The sequence below is a fragment of the Allocoleopsis sp. genome, assembly GCF_036703385.1.
Taxonomy (GTDB): Bacteria; Cyanobacteriota; Cyanobacteriia; order Cyanobacteriales; family Coleofasciculaceae; genus Allocoleopsis.
The window spans coordinates 1-19,389 of record NZ_DATNPA010000401.1; the positions used below are offsets into that span (position 1 = coordinate 1).

At 45.8% G+C, this 19,389-nt stretch carries 8 protein-coding genes; 7 read left to right on the forward strand and 1 reads right to left on the reverse strand.

Annotation, left to right across the window (positions count from 1 at the left end):
* Window positions 1–443 precede the first annotated feature (443 nt).
* The 6 genes from V6C93_RS19870 to uvsE all read left to right on the forward strand — a co-directional run bounded on the left by V6C93_RS19870 (window position 444) and on the right by uvsE (window position 16,305).
* Entirely contained in the window at window positions 444–5,396 is a 4,953-nt protein-coding gene (locus tag V6C93_RS19870) for a protein kinase domain-containing protein (protein WP_333478404.1), read from the forward strand.
* Between the two features lie 23 nt (window positions 5,397–5,419).
* On the forward strand, window positions 5,420–6,637 hold the full coding sequence (locus V6C93_RS19875; RefSeq protein ID WP_333478405.1) for a hybrid sensor histidine kinase/response regulator: 1,218 nt from the start codon (window positions 5,420–5,422) through the stop codon (window positions 6,635–6,637).
* A 281-nt stretch (window positions 6,638–6,918) separates the two neighbouring features.
* Window positions 6,919–9,396 (forward strand): response regulator, encoded by a 2,478-nt coding sequence (locus tag V6C93_RS19880; RefSeq protein ID WP_333478406.1) that lies wholly within the window; start codon window positions 6,919–6,921, stop codon window positions 9,394–9,396.
* Between the two features lie 2 nt (window positions 9,397–9,398).
* Window positions 9,399–13,808, forward strand: coding sequence for a PAS domain-containing protein (locus V6C93_RS19885; protein WP_333478407.1), 4,410 nt, complete (start codon window positions 9,399–9,401; stop codon window positions 13,806–13,808).
* Entirely contained in the window at window positions 13,805–15,271 is a 1,467-nt protein-coding gene (locus tag V6C93_RS19890) for a hybrid sensor histidine kinase/response regulator (protein WP_333478408.1), read from the forward strand. The genes V6C93_RS19885 and V6C93_RS19890 overlap by 4 nt, the downstream gene beginning before the upstream one ends.
* Before the next feature lie 107 nt (window positions 15,272–15,378).
* Window positions 15,379–16,305, forward strand: coding sequence for a UV DNA damage repair endonuclease UvsE (gene uvsE, locus V6C93_RS19895; RefSeq protein WP_333478409.1), 927 nt, complete (start codon window positions 15,379–15,381; stop codon window positions 16,303–16,305).
* A gap of 18 nt (window positions 16,306–16,323) precedes the next feature.
* Here uvsE and V6C93_RS19900 read toward each other — a convergent pair whose 3' ends face one another.
* Window positions 16,324–17,259 carry an ion channel gene (locus tag V6C93_RS19900; protein WP_333478410.1) on the reverse strand — a complete coding sequence of 312 codons (936 nt, stop codon included), beginning with the start codon at window positions 17,257–17,259 and terminating at the stop codon, window positions 16,324–16,326.
* Window positions 17,260–17,327: 68 nt separating this feature from the next.
* Between V6C93_RS19900 and V6C93_RS19905 the strand changes: the two genes are divergently transcribed.
* Window positions 17,328–19,175, forward strand: coding sequence for an ABC transporter ATP-binding protein (locus V6C93_RS19905; RefSeq protein ID WP_349262772.1), 1,848 nt, complete (start codon window positions 17,328–17,330; stop codon window positions 19,173–19,175).
* The last annotated feature ends 214 nt before the right edge of the window (window positions 19,176–19,389 follow it).

The window sequence follows — 19,389 nt, forward strand, 5'->3', positions numbered from 1 at the left end:
GTAGATGTACGCTACCCTTTTTTGTCGCAATTGGTAATAAGTAATGGGTAATTATTAGAGATTTACCCATGACCCATTACCTATTAAGCTGATGTGCATTTAAATTGCACACCTTCGTGATGAGGGCAAAACTCTTAACCCGAATGGCACTGACTTAAGAAGAATGGCACTGATTTAAGAACTCTCCTACCTTACCAACCAACCCTTGTGCAGGGGGTCTGGGGGAGACACTTGTCCCCCAGTGGGGGGTTTGGGGGGAACCCCCCCAATCTTGGTTTTTCCCAAACTAAGGATCACTTTTCCCTTAAGTCAGTGCCATTCCTCTTAACCCTTCTGTCCTCTGCCTACTCCTGCGGAGAACGCTGCGCGAACTGCCTTCTGCCTTGCTTCCTCGATAATGCAACTTAAATGCCGATTAGCTTACCTATTACCTCTTCCTCGCTATGCTGAATCTTTCCGGCTACCAGATTCTTACCCACCTTTATGAAAGTTCCAGTTCTATCGTCTATCGCGGCATCCGCAAAGCTGATAACCAAGCTGTAATTGTTAAAGTACTTCAGCCAAACTACCCAGCTCCGGTAGAACTCACGCGTTATCAACACGAATATGAAATCCTCCGGAGCCTGAATCTAGATAGCGTTATCAAGGCTTATAGCTTAGAAACCGCTCAGAACAATTTGGCGATCATTTTCGAGGATTTTGGCGGGTTATCCTTGAGGATGTTGATGGATGAGCGAAAGTTTACCCTCTCTGAATTTCTCCACATCGCCATTCAGATAACCGACAGCTTAGGTAATATCCACGAAGCTAATATTATCCACAAAGATATTAATCCATCGAATATTGTCTTTAACCCAGAAACTGCACAGCTTAAAATCATTGACTTTGGTCTGGCTACCCGATTCACTTCCTCTAATCCCAACCCGAATAATCCCAAGAGCTTAGAAGGGACTTTAGCCTACATATCGCCAGAGCAAACAGGACGGATGAACCGAACTCTGGATTACCGCACAGATTTTTACTCCCTTGGCGTCACCTTTTATGAATTGCTCACTCACAAGCTGCCTTTTGAAACAAATGATGCAATCGAATTAGTCCATTGTCATCTAGCGAAACAGCCTTTGCCTGCTTGTGAAGTTTCTTCGGAAATTCCTCAACCTGTTTCCAATATTGTCATGAAACTATTGGCAAAAAATGCTGAGGAGCGATATCAAAGTGCCTGGGGGATTAAAGCCGATTTAGTGGTGTGTTTGATGCAGTTAGAGGCTAACGGGGTCATCGAAAATATTGTTCCTGGTCAACATGAGATTTTTGAGCAGTTTCAAATTCCGCAAAGGCTGTATGGTAGAGAGCAAGAAATAGAAGTTTTACTGGCAGCCTTGGAGCGAGTAGTAGCGAGAAGAAAGTCTGAAGGATTAAGCAGGAAGGATGAAGGGGGTACTGGATTAAGTCCTGAAGCTTCAGAAAAGTCTGATTTTTATAGTGAAGGAAGAGAACATCAAACGCATAGACATTTTAATTCTTCATCCTTAGAGATGATGCTGGTAACGGGTGACTCCGGTATCGGCAAATCAGCGCTAATTCACGAAATTGAGCAAGCGGTTAGAGCAAAACAGGGCTACTTTATTTCTGGTAAATTTGAACCATCTGGGCGAACTGTTCCTTATCCTGCTGTGATCAATACTTTTCAGGAATTGGTGCAGCAACTCTTAACTGAAAGCGAAGTACAACTTCAACAATGGCGAGAAAAAATATTAGCCGCTTTGGACTCTCAAGGTCAGCTTATTAATGATGTGATTCCTGAATTGGAGCTGATTATCGGTCAACAACCTTCTATGCCAGAGTTGGGAGCAACCGAGTCTCAAAATCGCTTTAATCAGGTCTTCCAGACATTCATGCGGGTATTTATCTGTGAAGAAAATCTCCTTCCTAAAGCTCCGCTCGTGATGTTTCTGGATGATTTACAGTGGGCAGATTCTGCAAGCCTCGAATTAATCGAGCTGATGCTCCTAGGAAAAACCCATGCGACTCCGACCCGGCAAACCCCACACTCTCTATTTTTAATTGGCGCATATCGGGATAATGAAGTCTATCCCTTACATCCTTTAATCAGGATGATTGATAAGCTGCATCAAAAGAAAGTTGTTATCAACCAAATTCCATTAATTCCTTTAGGAATAGCGCCCATTCGCCAACTTATAGCTGACACGTTACACATTAATAAGATTAAAGGGAATCCCTTGGCAGAGCTAGTTTTACAAAAAACAAGAGGTAATCCTTTTTTGATCAAAGAATTTTTAAATACGCTCTATGCAGAAAAGATCATAAGGTTTGATAGTGAATGCCTGGGCTGGCAATGGGATATGGCTCAAATTGAGGCGAGGGACATCCCTGCAAATAGGGTGGAGTTGCTCAGTCGTCAATTGAATCAATGGTCAGAATCCACACAACAACTAACGCCTATTACTAATTCCAGTGACCTAACCAACACAAACAGAAAAACCTCTATCACCTCAACAAGCAAGCATTCCGGTGAAATATTGGATTTAGCCGCCGTGATGCAAGCGGCTCAAGCTATTTCCAGTGAAATTGTACTGGATACGTTGTTAACAAAGATGATGAGAATTATTATCGAAAATGCAGGCGCTGAAAAAGGATTTTTCTTAAGAGAAAAAGCAGGGCAATGGCAAGTTGAAGTATCGGGTGCGATCGCACTGGATGGAGTGACGGTAAGAGTCGCTATTCCCTTATGCGTTCAGGCGCAAGACTCAGAAGACATACCTTGCATTGACCTCCCCAAATCTATTATTAATTACGTCGCTCGGACAAGGGAGAATATCGTTTTAGGGGATGCAGTAAAACAAGGTGCATTTACTCAAGATGATTACATTCTCATCCAACAACCCAAGTCGATTTTATGTACTCCGATTCAAAGTCAAGGTAAACTGCTCGGCCTCCTTTACTTAGAAAATAATTTAACTTCAGAGGCTTTTACCCCTGAGCGATTATCAGTTCTTACATTATTATGTTCTCAGGCCGCGATCGCTCTAGAAAATGCTCGACTGTACGAAAAATTAGAGAACTATTCACGCACTCTGGAGCTTAAAGTCGAAGAGAGAACTCAGGAATTGCGACAGGAAATTAGCAAACGCCAATTTTTGTCTGAGAAGCTGCACATCTCAGAAAGTAAAATGCGTGCCGTCTTTACAGCCATGACTGACATCGTACTGATTATTGATGTCCAAGGCAACATAGAGGTTGTGCCGACAAACAGCAGTTCTTTGTATGATTCTAACCCCGACATTATCAACTCTACAATTGAACAATTTTTTCAGGATGAAAAGGCTGAGAATTGGTGGCGACAAATTCGACGAACGTTAGAAACCCAACAGACACTGAATTTCGATTACAGTCTACCCTGGGGTGACCATGAGTTTTGGTTCACAGCTCGCATTTCGCCGATGTCTAATCATTCCGTTATCTGGGTAGCTCGTGATATTAGCGATCGCAAATTTGCCGAGGAGGCGCTGCGCCAATCCGAAGAAAAGTTTGCCAGAGCCTTTCGTTCCAGTCCTTGCGCCATCACCCTCACCAAACTCAGTGATGGTCGCCATATTGAGGTGAACGACAGCTTTTGTCAATTTACAGGTTACACCCGTGAAGAAATCATTGGTCGAACCGCCCTCGAGCTGAATCTTTGGGTAGATTGGCAAGCCCGCGACACAATGCTCCAGATACTCAAAGAGCAGGGTACACTTCACAACTATGAATTCGATTTTCGCACTAAATTTGACACGGTAAGAACAGCGCTGTTATCGGTAGAGGTCATTAACTTTTATGGGCAATCTTGTTTAATTTCTGTGAGTCAAGATATTAGCGATCGCAAACAAGCAAAAGCCGCACTCCAAAGAGCCAAAGAAGCAGCAGAAGCCGCCACAAAAGCAGCTGATGCTGCCAACCGAGCCAAAAGTGAATTCCTGGCGAATATGAGCCATGAACTACGTACCCCCCTCAACGCAATTCTTGGCTTCTCCCAATTAATTCACCGCGATGCCCACCTCAATCCCTCTCAACAGGAAAATCTCGCCATCATTATGCGTAGCGGGGAACACCTGCTTACCCTGATTAACCAAGTGCTGGATTTGTCCAAAATTGAGGCGGGACGCCTTACCCTCAACCCACACAACTTCGATTTATATCGTCTGTTGGATGACTTAGAAGATATGTTCCGTTTACGGGCGAGGGATAAGCAGTTGCAGTTACTGTTTGAGCGTGCCCCCAATCTCCCCCGATATATCTGTACCGATGAAGTGAAGTTACGCCAAATCTTAATTAACCTGCTCAATAACGCCATTAAATTTACAGAGTCGGGGGGCGTATCGGTGCGTGTCGGGATGATGCAAGGGAGAGGGGAGAGAGCACAACCTCAAACCTCGAACCTGATAACAGAAGAAAACGTTCCCCATGCCCAATTACAGTTTGAAGTTGAAGACACGGGGCTTGGGATTGCCGCAGAGGAGATTGATAGTTTGTTTGAATCCTTTGTGCAAGCTAAATCCGGCAGAATTTCCCAAGAAGGAACGGGTTTAGGCTTAGCAATAGCTCGCCAATTTGTCCAACTATTGGGCGGTGATATTACCCTCAGCAGTACTCTCGGACATGGCTCCCTATTCAAGTTTTATCTTCAAGTTAGCATCGTGGATTCTAGCGATATTCCAACTCAGCAAGCGACACGCCGAGTGATGGCGCTAGAACCCAACCAACCCCGCTATCGAATTCTGATCGTCGATGACCGTTGGGAGAATCGTCAACTGCTACTCAAATTATTGCACCCCCTTGGCTTTGAACTACAACAAGCGAGCAACGGACTTGAGGCTTTAGAGGTTTGGGAACGTTGGCAGCCGCACTTAATCTGGATGGACATGAGAATGCCGGTGATGGACGGCTACGAGGCAACCCAACGGATTAAAGCCACCATCAAAGGGCAAGCTACGGCGGTGATTGCTCTGACGGCTAGTACTTTAGAAGAAGAACGGGCGGTAATTCTCTCGGCGGGTTGCGATGATTTCGTGCGCAAACCCTTTCGAGAGGTTGATATTTTTGAGACAATACAAAAACATCTAGGGCTGAGTTATATCTACGATGCGCCAACGAACTCTTTGCAAAAACAGGTTAATAACCCTAATGCCCTAACGGCATCTGCTCTGGCGACTGTTCCTTTGGAATTGCTAACCCATCTAAAACAGGCCGCCACCCGCATCGACATGGATAAAATTGACACGCTAATTGATGAAATCCGCTGTCATCACGCATTCCTAGCCGAGAGGTTAGCTATATTGGCGGCTGATTTCAAGTATGATGAGATTTTAGCTTTCCTGCAACAAGCTTCTGATTAAAAACCGACTAATTTATCTTCGGAATGAATGATAATCCAATAGACGATTATAAAGCCAACATATTAGTTGTTGATGATACAGTCGCCAATTTACGTCTTTTAGTCAACCTATTAGCCGAGCGGGGATATAAAGTTCGACCAGCCTCTAATGGCAGTATGGCACTTTCTGCTGCACGGACGGAACCCCCCGATCTGATTTTGCTAGATATTCTCATGCCTAATATGGATGGCTATGAAGTCTGTGAACATCTCAAAGCCGATGAACACACGCGTGAAATTCCAGTAATCTTTATCAGTGCTGTCAGTGAAGTTCTCGATAAGGTAAAAGCCTTTGCCATAGGTGGTGTAGACTACATCACCAAACCGTTTCAGGTGGAAGAAGTTTTGGCTCGTGTGGAAACTCATTTGGCCATACGCAACTTGCAAAGGAATCTGAAAGACAAGAATGAGGAGCTGGGCAAAACGTTACAGCAGCTCAAAACGACTCAATTTCAACTTATTGAATCAGAAAAAATGGCAGCATTGGGAAACTTAGTGGCGGGTGTCGCTCATGAAATCAATACTCCGATTGGGATTAGTGTAACAGCCGCATCGGTATTAGCGGAAGATACCACTGATTTTTCTAATATTTATCAGAGCGGCAAAATGAAACGTGCCGATTTAGAAACATTTTTAGATACGGCGAGAGAAAGCAGTCGCATGATTTTAGCGAATCTCAAACGGGCGGCTGACCTCGTTCAAAGTTTTAAACAAGTGGCGGTAGATCAGTCGAGTGAGTCACAACGCTGTTTTTATCTCAAAGAGTATCTTGAAGAAATTATCCTCTCATTAATTGGAAATTTAAAGAAGACTAAACATACGATTAAAATTACAGGCGATGCCAATCTCACCCTGAATAGTTATCCAGGTGCTTTATCTCAGATTGTGACCAATTTAGTTATGAACTCCCTAATCCATGCTTACGCTGAAGAAGAGGCTGGACAGATTCAGCTAGATTTTCAGCGAGAAGGCGAACAGCTCATCTTGCAATATTCTGATGATGGTCAAGGTATAAAACCTGAAAATATAAGTCAAATATTTGACCCTTTTTTTACGACCAATCGAAGTCAGGGGAACACTGGCTTAGGCTTGCATATTGTTTATAACCTGATTACCCAAAAACTGCGGGGAACAATCCAGTGTGAGAGCCAAGTCGGTAGGGGGACAAAATTTACTCTTAAATTACCCATAACACAGAGGTAGATTAACAGAAGAAAACTCTGATGATTTCCTGAGTCATACTCAATCCGGGTTGGCTATCCCCTCTTTTAAAGTAACCACAGAGCTACAGAGAGTGCACAGAAGAGAATAAACAGATGAAGGGGTTTATAGCTGCGGATTGGGTATCTTCTGCCATCTATTTAAATTGAGCAAGTCTAGGCTACTACCGTTACCCCTGATGAATGATTAGCTAGCCAATCGAACCCAACACCAGTTATGCAGGGGAGTTAGAAATTAGGATTGATCATCTAGGAGTAGGCTTCATGTCAGAGACGAATCAAAACCTGCCTTTTTTTCAAGAGGAGGAAAGCGAAGATTTATTATTTATTGAAGATACATCGGAACAACCACAAACAGGGGAAACGTGGAAAATCTTGATTGTGGATGATGATGCCGAGGTTCATCAGGTGACAAAATTAGCTTTAAAAAATTTTGTTTTTGAGGACAAAACTTTAACCTTCTTAAGTGCATATTCAGGACACGAAGCTAAACAAGTTATCGCCAAAAATCTAGATTTAGCCATGATATTACTCGATGTAGTCATGGAAAAAGATGATGCTGGATTGGAGGTTGTTAATTATATTAGAAGTTCTTTAAAAAATGAATTTGTACAAATTATTATTCGCACGGGACAACCGGGTAAGTGCCCAGAGACAGTGGTCATTTTAAATTATGAAATCAACGATTATAAAACAAAAACTGAATTAACCAAGCCCAAGCTCTTGACAGCCGTCGTGACAGCGTTAAGAACCTTTAGTGAAATTAAAAAGCTGGATAGCACTAAAGCTGAAATGGAGCGACTGGCGCAAGAAAATGCCAAGCTGTATCATCAAGCCAAGTATTATTCTCAGCTTCTAGAGGCTAAAGTCGAGGAGCGAACGCGGGAATTAACAGCCAAAGAAGCTCGACTGGCTGAAGCTCAACGACTGGCTCATGTAGGAAGTTTTGAATGTGATCTAAACACCAAAAAAGTTAGTTGGAGTGAAGAATTGTTCCGGATTTTCGGGCTAAAACCCGAGCAAGGAGAACCCCATCATGAGAGAATTCAGGCATTAATTCATCCTGATGATCGCAAATTTTGGTCAACATCATTAACTGAAGCGATCGCAGGCGCAAGACATGATGAATTAGAAGTTCGGATTGTGCGTCCGGATGGAGTGGTTCGGCATATCTGCCTTAAACTACAAGCGATTAGCGACAATGAAGGGAGGCTGATTAAATTCTTTGGTACGGTGCAAGATATCAGCGATCGCAAAGAAACAGAAGCCGCACTGCAAAACGCTTTAACCGCCGCAGAAGTTGCCAACTGCGCCAAGAGCGAATTTATCGCCAATATGAGTCATGAACTCCGCAACCCCCTGAATGGCATTCTCGGATACGCGCAAATCCTGCAACGTGATAAAACGGCAAGTCCCAAGCAACAAGAGGGCATCAATATTATTTACCAATGCGGTTCCCACCTCCTCACCTTAATTAACGATCTTTTAGATATTGCTAAAATCGAAGCCCAAAAAATGGAACTCCTGCCTACCGAGTTTCATTTCCCAACCTTCCTATTTAATATCCAACAAATCTTTCGTCTGCGTGCTGAACAAAAACAAATTGATTTTACTTACCAACCCAATCCCAACTTACCTTCAGCAATTTGTGCTGATGAAAAACGTCTACGACAAGTCTTAATTAACCTCTTAAGTAATGCCATCAAATTCACGAATACAGGTAGAGTAACATTTAAAGTTGAGGTATTAGAAAATGGGAAAAAAGCCGAAAAAAAGTCTCAATCGGCAATCCCAAACTTAAAATCTAAAGTCTCCCATCAAAGGATTCGTTTTCAAATTGAGGATACAGGCATTGGGATGAATCCCACCCAATTAGCCAAAATATTTTTACCGTTTGAACAAGTGGGAGATACTTGGCGCAAGGTGGAAGGCATTGGCTTAGGATTAGCCATTAGCAAAAACCTCGTTTCGCTGATGGGAGGCGAACTCTTGGTAGAGAGTACCCTGGGGAAAGGCAGTATTTTTCGTGTCGAAATTAATCTGCCCCTTGCCTCAGTAGAGATTGATTCAGCTTCGCTCCAATCCTCCGACATCATCATCGGATTTCAAGGAAAAAGCCGGAAAATTCTAGTGGTTGATGATGCTTTTGCCAATCGCTCCGTCATCGCCAACATGTTAGAACCTATCGGCTTTGAAGTGATTGAGGCAGCGGATGGGCAAGAAGGGATCGAAAAAGCCACCGAACAAAAACCTGATTTAATTATCACCAACCTGATGATGCCTGTGATGAATGGGTTTGATATGACGCAACGCCTACGTCGCTTACCCGAATGTCAGGATACACTCGTGATTGCCTCCAGTGCTTCCGTGTTTGAGATTGATCGGCAAAAAAGCCGGGACGCAGGTTGTGATGATTTTATCCCTAAACCCATCCAATCCGAAGAACTGCTAGAAAAAATACAGAACTGCTTAGGCGTCGTTTGGATCACAGAATCATTGGATGCATCGACAAGGAACAACCCAGAGGTAGGCGAAATCATTGCCCCACCTCCTGCGGAATTGGTTACGTTATACCAAGCGGCTCAAATCGGGGATATTGCAGGCATTGAAGAGGAAGTCACTCGCCTTAGGCAACTGGCTCCTCAATATGTTGCCTTTACCAACAAACTGCTACAACTCGCTCAAGAGTTTGAAGAGCAGGAAATCCTGAAACTGGTCGAACAATATATTTCCAAGTCATAACAATGTTAACTGCCAACCCAAGCACCATCTTGATTGTTGATGACCAACCGACGAATCTCAAGATGCTGTTTAGCTTCTTGCAAGAATCTGGCTTTAAAGTTCTGGTGGCACAGAGTGGGGAAAGTGCCATCACCAAGCTGGACAAGGTAGCACCGGACTTAATCTTGTTAGATGTAATGTTACCAGGACTCGATGGGTTTGAGACTTGTCGGCGTCTGAAAGCAACGGCCGAAACACAAGATATTCCAGTGATTTTTATGACGGCGCTGTCTGAGTCCCTCGATAAGATTAAAGGATTAAAAGTCGGTGCGGTTGATTATATTACGAAACCATTCCAGCAAGAAGAAGTCTTAGCACGAATTGAGAATCAACTGAAGATCCGAAGACTCTCTGTGCAACTCGAAGCACAAAATCAACAACTGCAACAGTCGCAATCATTACTCGCTAGTGTTTTGCATACCTCCCAAGATGGGGTGATGGTGTTTGAGGCGATTCGGGATAGTCGGGGTAAAATTGTCGATTTTAAGTGGATTTTAGCCAACCCGGCAGCCGAAAAAATGACGGGGCGAACCTCTCACGAGTTGCTGGGAAAGCAACTGCTGGTGGAACTGCCGGGAAATCGTGAGGCGGGCTTATTTGATCGGTATGTCACTGTTGTTGAGACGGGTATACCCCAAGAGCGGGAAATCTATTATGACTATGACAGCATCAAGGCTTGGTTTGTCTATGTTGCGGTTAAGTTGGGTGATGGCTTCGCGGTAACATTCCGGGATATCACCGATCGCAAGCAGGCGGCTGATGCTCTGCTGATTGCTCAAAAACGTCTAGAGTACTTACTCTCCTCTAGCCCAGCCATTATTTATACCTGCAAGCTTGACAACTACAGAGCCACCTTTATCAGCGAGAATACCACTCTCTTGCTCGGTTACACCGCCCAGGAATTCCTAGAGGATTCGCGCTTCTGGGAAAGCCATATCCATCCAGACGACAAAGAGGGCATCTTGGCTCAATTCCCACAGCTATTTGAGCTGGAGCAGCACTCTTTTGAATACCGCTTTTTACACAAAGACGGGACTTATCGTTGGCTGTTGGATGTTGTCATGTTAGTGCGTGACGAGCAGGGAAATCCCATTGAGTACATTGGCTCCATGAGCGACATTACCCAACGTAAGCAGGTTGAAGCAGAACTGCAAGAAAGCCAGCGTTGGCTCTCTGCCATCACAGAAGCGAATCCCAATATTTTGTATGTTCATGACTTGATAGAGCGGCGTAACGTCTATATCAACCGCGAAGTTTACACCATTTTGGGTTACACCCCAGAAGAAGTGCAGCAGATGGGTATGGTTGTACTGCCAACCCTGATGCACCCGGAGGATTTCGCCAGCGTTCCGAAACATTTCCAACGCTTTGAATCTGCTCAAGATGGCGAAATCTTAGAGTTTGAGTACCGGATGAGACATAAAAAGGGTGAATGGCATTGGCTGTTTGCACGAGAGACGGTGTTTACCAGAAACACCGACGGGAAGCCAAAGCAGATTTTGGGTACGGCAACAGATATTAGCGATCGCAAACGGGTTGAGGAGGAATTGACAAAGAGTGAAGAACGCTGGCAACTCGTCAACAAGGGCACCCATGAAGGGATTTGGGACTTGAACCTGAAAACCAATGAAGCCTTCAGATCCAGCCGATGGATGGAAATGCTGGGTTATGAAGACTACGAAATTGGGGGCGACAATCAGGAGTGGACAGCACGCCTTCATCCCGATGATCTAGAGCGGGTGATGCAAATCAAGCAAGATTATCTGGAGCAGAAAATCCCGAATTACGCTGTAGAGTTTCGCCTTCAGTGCAAAGATGGCAGCTACAAATGGATTTTAGGACGAGGACAAGCCGTCTGGGATGAAGCGGGGAATCCCGTGCGGATGGTTGGCTCGAATACGGACATTAGCGATCGCAAAGCCATTGAAATCGCCTTGCAGCAAAGTGAAGCTCGCATCCAAAACTTGGCTGCCAATGTACCCGGAATGCTTTATGAATTTCTGCGAGACTCAGATGGTTCTTATCGTTTTACTTATGTGAGTTCCGGTTGCCGGGATATTAATGAATTAGAGCCAGAGCAGCTTTTAGAAAATCCCACCTTAGGCTTTGCACTGACTCATCCCGATGACATAGCCAGCCTCTTTGAATCGATCGAAACCAGCGCCCAAACCATAGAGCCTTGGGTATGGGAAGGGCGAATCATGACACCCTCTGGAAGGCTCAAATGGATTCGAGGCGCGGCTCGACCTGAACGTTGCGACAATGGAACAATTCTGTGGCATGGTTTAGTGATTGACGTGAGCGATCGCAAAGCCGCAGAACTGGAACTTCAGACGGCTAAAACCGCTCTAGAACGGCAAATCCAGCGAGTCTTATTGCAAGAGAGAATTACTCAAGAGATTCGCTCTAGCTTAAATCCCAAGCAAGTGTTTCAGACGGCTGCCATCCAAATTGGCAAAGCGTTTGGCGTTAATCGTTGCTTGATTCATACCTACATTGACTACCCAACTCCCCTGATTCCTTTAGTGGCAGACTATAAGCCACCAGGATTAGTCTCGCTTCTCAATCTCGAAATTCCAGTGATTGGCAATCCCCACGTCCAGGTGATGTTAGCCGAAGACCAAGCCCTTGCCTCTGATAATATCTACACCGAGCCATTGTTAAAAGGCGCTTTATCCCTATGCCAGCAACTGGGTCTCAAGTCCATGCTAGCCGTTCGGACTTCTTATCAAGGAAAACCCAATGGAGCGATTGGTCTGCATCAGTACGATCACTTCCGCCATTGGACTCAAGAAGAGATTGAATTTATAGAATCGGTAGCGGCGCAACTAGGAATTGCGATCGCCCAAGCCAATCTCCTCGAACAGGAAAAACAACAGCGTCAAGAACTGGCGCTGCAAAATCATGCTCTAGAGAAAGCTAAACTTGAAGCTGAAGCCGCAAACCGCGCCAAAAGCCACTTTTTGTCCAAAATGAGTCATGAACTGCGTACTCCCCTCAACGCCATCCTTGGTTTTACTCAACTGATGGCTCGTGACCAGTCGATGACCCCAGAATACAAAGAATATCTCGAAATCATCAATCGTAGTGGTGAGCATTTACTAGAGCTAATCAATGACATTTTGTCAATGTCTCAAATAGAGGCCGGTCAAGTCACTTTGAATAAAAATCGCTTTGACTTGTATCGCCTGCTCGATTCTTTAGAAGAAATGCTGGGACTCAAAGCCACATCCAAAGGTCTGGAACTGATATTTGAACGAGCCTCCGATGTCCCCCAATACATCCAAACCGACGAAAGTAAATTGCGTCAAACCCTAATTAATCTGTTGGGAAACGCGATCAAATTTACTCAAACGGGTCGTGTCATACTGCACGTAGGAATGGGAGCCAGGGGAAACAAGGCAGGGCTGTTTCCTCTCCCCCAATTTCCCCTGCCCACTTCCCGCCTGTGGTTTGAAGTTGAAGACACTGGCCCTGGGATCGCCCCTGAAGAACTCAGTAGCTTATTTGACCCGTTTGTACAAAGCGAAACGGGTCGCCAGTCAATGGAAGGTACGGGATTAGGTCTACCGATTAGCCAACAATTTGTACGCCTCATGGGGGGAGAAATTGCCGTTACCAGTACCCCCGGTCGAGGAGCCATTTTTAGGTTCGATATCCAGATTGGCTTGGCCACAGCGGCGGATAAAAAACCGGTATCCGGTAAACGGCGGGTGATGGGTTTAGAGCCAAATCAACCGTCCTATCGTCTTTTGATTGTTGAGGATGGTGCTGTCAATCGCAAACTGCTGGTTAAGATACTCGAACCCCTAGGGTTTGAAGTCCGCACAGCGACGAATGGTCAGGAAGGAGTCAGCTTGTGGGAGAGTTGGTCACCCCATCTCATCTGGATGGATGTGATCATGCCTGTTATGGACGGGTATGAGGCTACCCAATACATTAAGCAAACCCCAAACGGTCAAAAGAGTGTGATTATTGCCCTAACGGCCAGTGCTTTTGAAGAGCAGCAAGAAGCCATCTTAAAAGCTGGCTGTGACGATTTTTTGCCGAAACCTTTCCAGCGGGAGGTACTCCTAGAAAAGATAGCTCATCACTTGGGAGTGCGCTATATCTATGAACAGCAGGACACGCCCACTTTAGCCCAGCCATCTGCGCCAGTTCAGCCGTTGAAACCCGATGCGTTGACCGTCATGCCTGCTTCTTGGGTGATACAACTCCATCAAGCTGCCCTTTATGCCGATGACGAGCTGATGAAGCAGCTGATTGAGCAAATTCCTTTAGAGCATGGCTCTTTGCGTCGAGCTTTGAGAGCTTTGATCGATAACTTCCTTCTCGAGCAAATCATCAATTTGACTGAACCCGCTAGGCCATGAATAGCAACCCGGTATTAGTCCCTTTAGCAGACATCCTAGTTGTTGACGATACACCCGACAACCTGCGCCTTCTTTCTACCATGCTGAGTGAACAAGGGTATAAAGTGCGGAAAGTCATCAATGGGTCGCTAGCGCTCAGAGTCGTTTCGATGGCTTCGCCCGACCTGATTTTGCTCGATATTAATATGCCTCAGATGAATGGTTATGAGGTCTGTGAGAAGCTCAAAGCCGACCCAAAAACGGCGGACATTCCGGTAATTTTTATCAGCGCTCTTGATGATGTGTGGGATAAGGTCAAAGCCTTTGAAGTCGGTGGTGTAGACTACATCAGCAAGCCATTCCAGTGTGAAGAGGTTTTGGCTCGTGTCAAGAATCAATTGACTCTGCGTTGGCTCTCTAAGCAACTCAGCGACCAAAACGCACGTCTGCAACAAGAAATTTGCGATCGCCAACAGGTGGAGGAGGCTCTGCGGCAATCGGAAGCACGAGAACGAGAAAAAGCCCAAGAATTAGAAGCTACATTGAGCGAATTGAAACGAACCCAAGCCCAATTAATTCAATCGGAAAAAATGTCGAGTCTGGGACAATTAGTCGCCGGTGTTGCCCACGAAATTAACAACCCCGTCGGCTTTATTTACAGCAATCTGTTTCTGGCTCGTCAATATTTTCAAGACCTCAGCCACCTCGTTGAACTCTACCAGCAGGCTTACCCCCATTCCACACCAGAAATTCAGCAAGTCGTTTCTGAACTCGATTTAAATTTTCTGGGAGAAGATTGGCAGAAACTGATGAATTCAATGCAGGTGGGAGCCGAGCGTATCCAAGGGATTGTACTCTCTCTACAAAGCTTTTCAAAACTGAATAATTCAGACATAAAAGCTGTGGATATTCATGAGGGCATCAACAATACTTTACTGCTTTTACAGCATCGGCTTAGGGCAGAAGGCGATCGCCCCCAAATTGAGGTAATTAAAAACTATGGTCAACTGCCAAAAGTGACCTGTTATGCGAGCCAGCTGAATCAGGTGTTTATGTATTTACTCTCGAATGCCATTGATGCTCTGGACAACCAACCCGTTCCACGACAGATTACCATCCACACAGAAATAGGGAGTGGAGAGTGGGAAGTAGGGGCGGTGCCCTTGTGCCCGCCCCGGAATGGGGAAGAATTCTCCTCCACAGCCTACTCCTATTGCCTACTGCCTACTCCCTCAGTGGTTATTCGCATTGCCGACAATGGTATGGGGATGAGTCCGGAAGTACTGCATCAGATATTTGACCCGTTTTTTACCACCAAGGCAGTAGGACGTGGCACAGGCTTGGGGTTAGCCATTTGCTACCAGATTGTGATAGAAAAACACAAAGGTCAAATCCGTTGTGTTTCTACCCCAGGAGAAGGCACTGAATTTATCGTGAAGATTCCAGTCCTACAAGAATACCTCCTCAGTGAGGCGAGTCCTTAGTATGGGCTCTGTCTGCAAACTTTGAGGAAGACTTCACTCTCGCGGTGGGTGTTGTTGCAAGAAATCGTTTGTTATCCCTGGAAAAGAAGTCAATATTAGGGAAAATCATGAATTCGACGAGTATTATACCTCAACTAGGCTTAGTATGTATCACCGCCTCTAAAGAGGTACGCTACTCCACGGTCACGCGGAAGCGATTGTTGCAGTTATCAGAGACTGAGCAAGAGGAAATTCTGCGCAATTTGTATGCAAAAAATCTACAAAACTTGAATAGTGCTATTGATTTTTGCCTCAATAATCAACTTCGACTTTACCGAATTACTTCTAATCTTTTCCCCTTCGCTGATACTGAATTAGGAGAAAGAATTCTCAATGATTTCAATGAAGAGCTGCAAAAAACGGGTCAACGTGCACTGACGGCGGGCATCCGAATAGTGGTGCATCCCGATCAGTTCGTTGTCCTCAGTTCGGATAAGCCAGAAGTCGTTGCCAATAGCATCAAAATTCTTCAGATGCACGCGATGATTCTGGATAAGCTAGGGCAACCCCGATCGCCTTGGGCCACGATGGAGATTCATGGGGGGAAAAGCGATCGCTCTCCTGCGTTAGTTCAAGTCATCGGCAACTTACCAGAGGCCATTCGCTCCCGACTCGCACTGGAAAACGACGAATATGCCTACAGCGCCGAGGAGATTTTAGCCGTTTGTCGCCAAGCTGGGGTGCCAATGGTCTTTGACGCCCACCACCACGTTATTCATGAAGGTTTAGACAGTTACGACCATCCCAGCGTTGCCCAAATGCTGACAGAAGCACGAAGCACTTGGTCGGTGCCAGAATGGCAGATGGTGCATATCTCCAACGGGCGCGAATCATTTAGTGACCGCAACCATAGCGACTTGATTAGCGTGATGCCGAGTTCCTATCGCCACGCTCCCTGGATTGAGATTGAAGCGAAACACAAAGAAGAAGCGATCGCTAAGTTGCGAGCAGAATGGTTACCAACCCTGACTCCAGCCCTGCAACCCATGAACTGATACTGAGCGAAACTGGCTTTAAAGCGGCATCACATCGTGAAAGCGGTTAAAATCAAGTACGCGCCGCCCATCCGGTTTCTTGGAGAAAATATCAACAAAGCGCATGTTCCACAGAATTTCGTCAGTAATGTAGTAGTGACGAGCGTGAACAGTCTGTGAAACCGTTTCATCAATGCCGGTGAGGGTGACAACAATATCTGTTTGCACCTCTTCTAGTGACTCTGGTGTTGCTCCATATAAAGGGCTATCCTCATCAATCACATGCATCACGATCCAACTCAGTGCAAAGGTTCGTGTTTGGCTCCGAAGCAGTTTGAGGTCGTAAAATCGGCGGATGGAAAGACCTTCCGTCGTGACTTCATCGCGCAGCAAGCTTAACCCAATTTGGGCTTCGAGAATCTGGTTACGGCGCTCATTGGCTACACGTAACATCAGGGTGGGCAACCCATTATGGGGGGTAATCACTGCCACACGACTGAAGAGAACTCTGGCTGTAGGGCGGGAGAAGCGGGCAAACATCAGTCCCGTAGCCATTGCTACTCCCAACAAACCCACTAGCGATTCAATTGCAACGAGCAGGTTAGCGTAGTCGGTTTGGGGATACATTGCCCCGTAGCCAATAGTCGCCATCGTCTGAATGCTGAAGAAGAAGGCATCTAAGAACGATCCAGGACGGGCGCTCTTAATACAATCTCCTCCTGCCAAGTACAACAGGGCAAACAGGGCGTTAGTGGTGATATAGAAAATTGCTGTCAGCCCAAAAAACTGAGGCCAATCCAGCATGAGCAGCAAATGGTAAGGATCGCTCCAATAGGAGTGCGACATCCCTTTTCTGACAACGTCAAAGCGTCGATTACTCACGATATCGAACCGTTTCTTTCTGTTCACGCGGCGCATGGGGAGGAGCGATTGCCCGAAAAGGGCAGCGCGAAGCGATCGAGGCGTTTTATCCATTAATTACGAATTATCAATTACGAATTACGAATTTTTCATTGGTAGCATGAATTTGTTATACCAAAAGCATGAGTAGACAAAGAAAACGATCTATAGAGAATTTGAGAGTTCCCACCCGAGGGTTGCGTCAATCCCTCTCCGTCTTCCGCTACAGTGGACGGGCATTGGAATTAGTCTGGACAACAAACCATACCCTAACGATTGTGCTGGCGATTCTAACACTGGTAGCCGGTTTGTTACCTGGTGCGATCGCATACATCGGGAAGTTAATTGTAGATAGCGTTGTTTTAGCCTCCCGCTCAGGTGTGGAAGCTCATCGCTGGACAGCATTGGAGTATGTGGGGTTAGAAGCGATCGCTGTTATGGCATTAGCGGCAACACAACGAGGACTCACCGTCTGTCAATCCCTGCTGCGAGTCCTGCTGGGGCAACGGGTGAATGTTTTGATTCTAGAAAAAGCACTCACTCTCGACCTCACCCACTTCGAGAACTCTGAGTTTTATGACAAAATCACTCAGGCACGCCATGAAGCCTCCCAGCGTCCCCTTTCTTTGGTGATGCGAACCTTTGGATTGATTCAGTCCGCCCTTGCCTTAGTCACGTATGGCGGTTTACTGCTGAACTTCTCATTCTGGGCTGTATTAGTCTTGGTTGTCGCGGCGGTTCCTCCCTTCATTGCCGAAACTCGCTTTGCTGGGGAAGCGTTTCGCCTGTTCCGTTGGCGATCACCGGAAACCCGACAGCAGCATTATTTAGAAACCTTAATTGCCCGCGAAGACTATGCCAAGGAGGTTCAGCTTTACCAACTTGGCTCCACGATGCTACAACGTTACCGTGATATCTTCCTTCGCCTTTACGATGAAGACCGCGATCTCACCATCCGTCGAGGCTTCTGGGGCTACCTCTTAAGCTTGCTGAGTACGGCGACATTTTACGCCGCTTACGCTTGGATTGTGGTGGAAACCATCTGGGGTCGCATTTCCTTGGGGGATATGACCATGTACCTCACCGTATTCCGGCAAGGACAATCCACCTTTGCGGGTGCCTTAACGTCGATTGGCGGCATGTATGAAGATAATCTGTATCTCTCCAATCTTTACGAATTTTTGGAGCAGAATGTGCCTAAACCCAAGGGAAAAGCGCGTCAGGGTGTAATTCTGGGGGATGGAATGCGCTTTATCGACGTTTCCTTCACCTATCCAGGAATTGCCAAACCAGCGCTGAAAAACATTTCGCTTCATCTTAAACCCGGTGAGAAATTAGCGATCGTGGGTGAAAATGGTTCGGGAAAGACCACCCTGATTAAGCTGTTAACTCGACTCTATACTCCAGATTCAGGACACATTCTTCTGGATGGTTTGGATTTGCAAGAGTGGGATATCGAGGTACTGCGCCAAAGAATCGGTGTGATTTTTCAGGACTTCGTGCGTTACCACTTCACCGTCGGTGAGAACGTAGGCGTGGGGGATGTAAACCATTTAGAAGACGCAGAACGTTGGGAAGATGCCTCAGACAAAGGCATGGCTCGACCCTTTATTGAAATGCTACCAGAAGGTTTTGCCACCCAGTTAGGGCGATGGTTTAAAGGAGGACAAGAACTCTCCGGGGGTCAATGGCAGAAAATTGCCCTATCCCGTGCCTTTATGCGGACGGGTGCAGACATCTTAGTCCTAGATGAGCCCACAGCGGCAATGGATGCAGAGGCCGAGGTGCGAATTTTTGACCACTTCCGCACCATTACCCAAAATCAGATGGTTGTCCTCATTTCCCACCGTTTCTCCACCGTGCGGATGGCTGACACCATTGTCGTCATGGCAGATGGAGAAATCATTGAGCAGGGAACACATCAAGAGTTATTGCAACTAGGAGGACGCTACGCTCGACTGTTCACACTTCAGGCGGCAGGATATCAATAGAGCATGGTGAAGATATAGAGTACACAAGCCTAGAACCTGTTTACTCTCCCTATGTAGAAGAAAAAAAACTCTACTCATTCCTAATTCCTCTCCTTTTCTTCCTCCTCTGAGTTCTCTGGGTCTCTGTGGTTCGTTAAAAACACCCTTCACCGTAGAGTGTCAGTGAAATCCTGTTATACCAATTGGGTTTGAGTTTGACACATATTCTTTAATT

What these genes read in the sequence shown, in the direction of transcription:
- V6C93_RS19870 (WP_333478404.1), top strand. Translation starts at nt 444, where the DNA reads ATGCTGAATCTTTCCGGCTACCAGATTCTTACCCACCTTTATGAAAGT.
- V6C93_RS19875 (WP_333478405.1), top strand. Translation starts at nt 5,420, where the DNA reads ATGAATGATAATCCAATAGACGATTATAAAGCCAACATATTAGTTGTT.
- V6C93_RS19880 (WP_333478406.1), top strand. Translation starts at nt 6,919, where the DNA reads ATGTCAGAGACGAATCAAAACCTGCCTTTTTTTCAAGAGGAGGAAAGC.
- V6C93_RS19885 (WP_333478407.1), top strand. Translation starts at nt 9,399, where the DNA reads ATGTTAACTGCCAACCCAAGCACCATCTTGATTGTTGATGACCAACCG.
- V6C93_RS19890 (WP_333478408.1), top strand. Translation starts at nt 13,805, where the DNA reads ATGAATAGCAACCCGGTATTAGTCCCTTTAGCAGACATCCTAGTTGTT.
- uvsE (WP_333478409.1), top strand. Translation starts at nt 15,379, where the DNA reads ATGAATTCGACGAGTATTATACCTCAACTAGGCTTAGTATGTATCACC.
- V6C93_RS19900 (WP_333478410.1), bottom strand. Translation starts at nt 17,259, where the DNA reads ATGGATAAAACGCCTCGATCGCTTCGCGCTGCCCTTTTCGGGCAATCG.
- V6C93_RS19905 (WP_349262772.1), top strand. Translation starts at nt 17,328, where the DNA reads ATGAGTAGACAAAGAAAACGATCTATAGAGAATTTGAGAGTTCCCACC.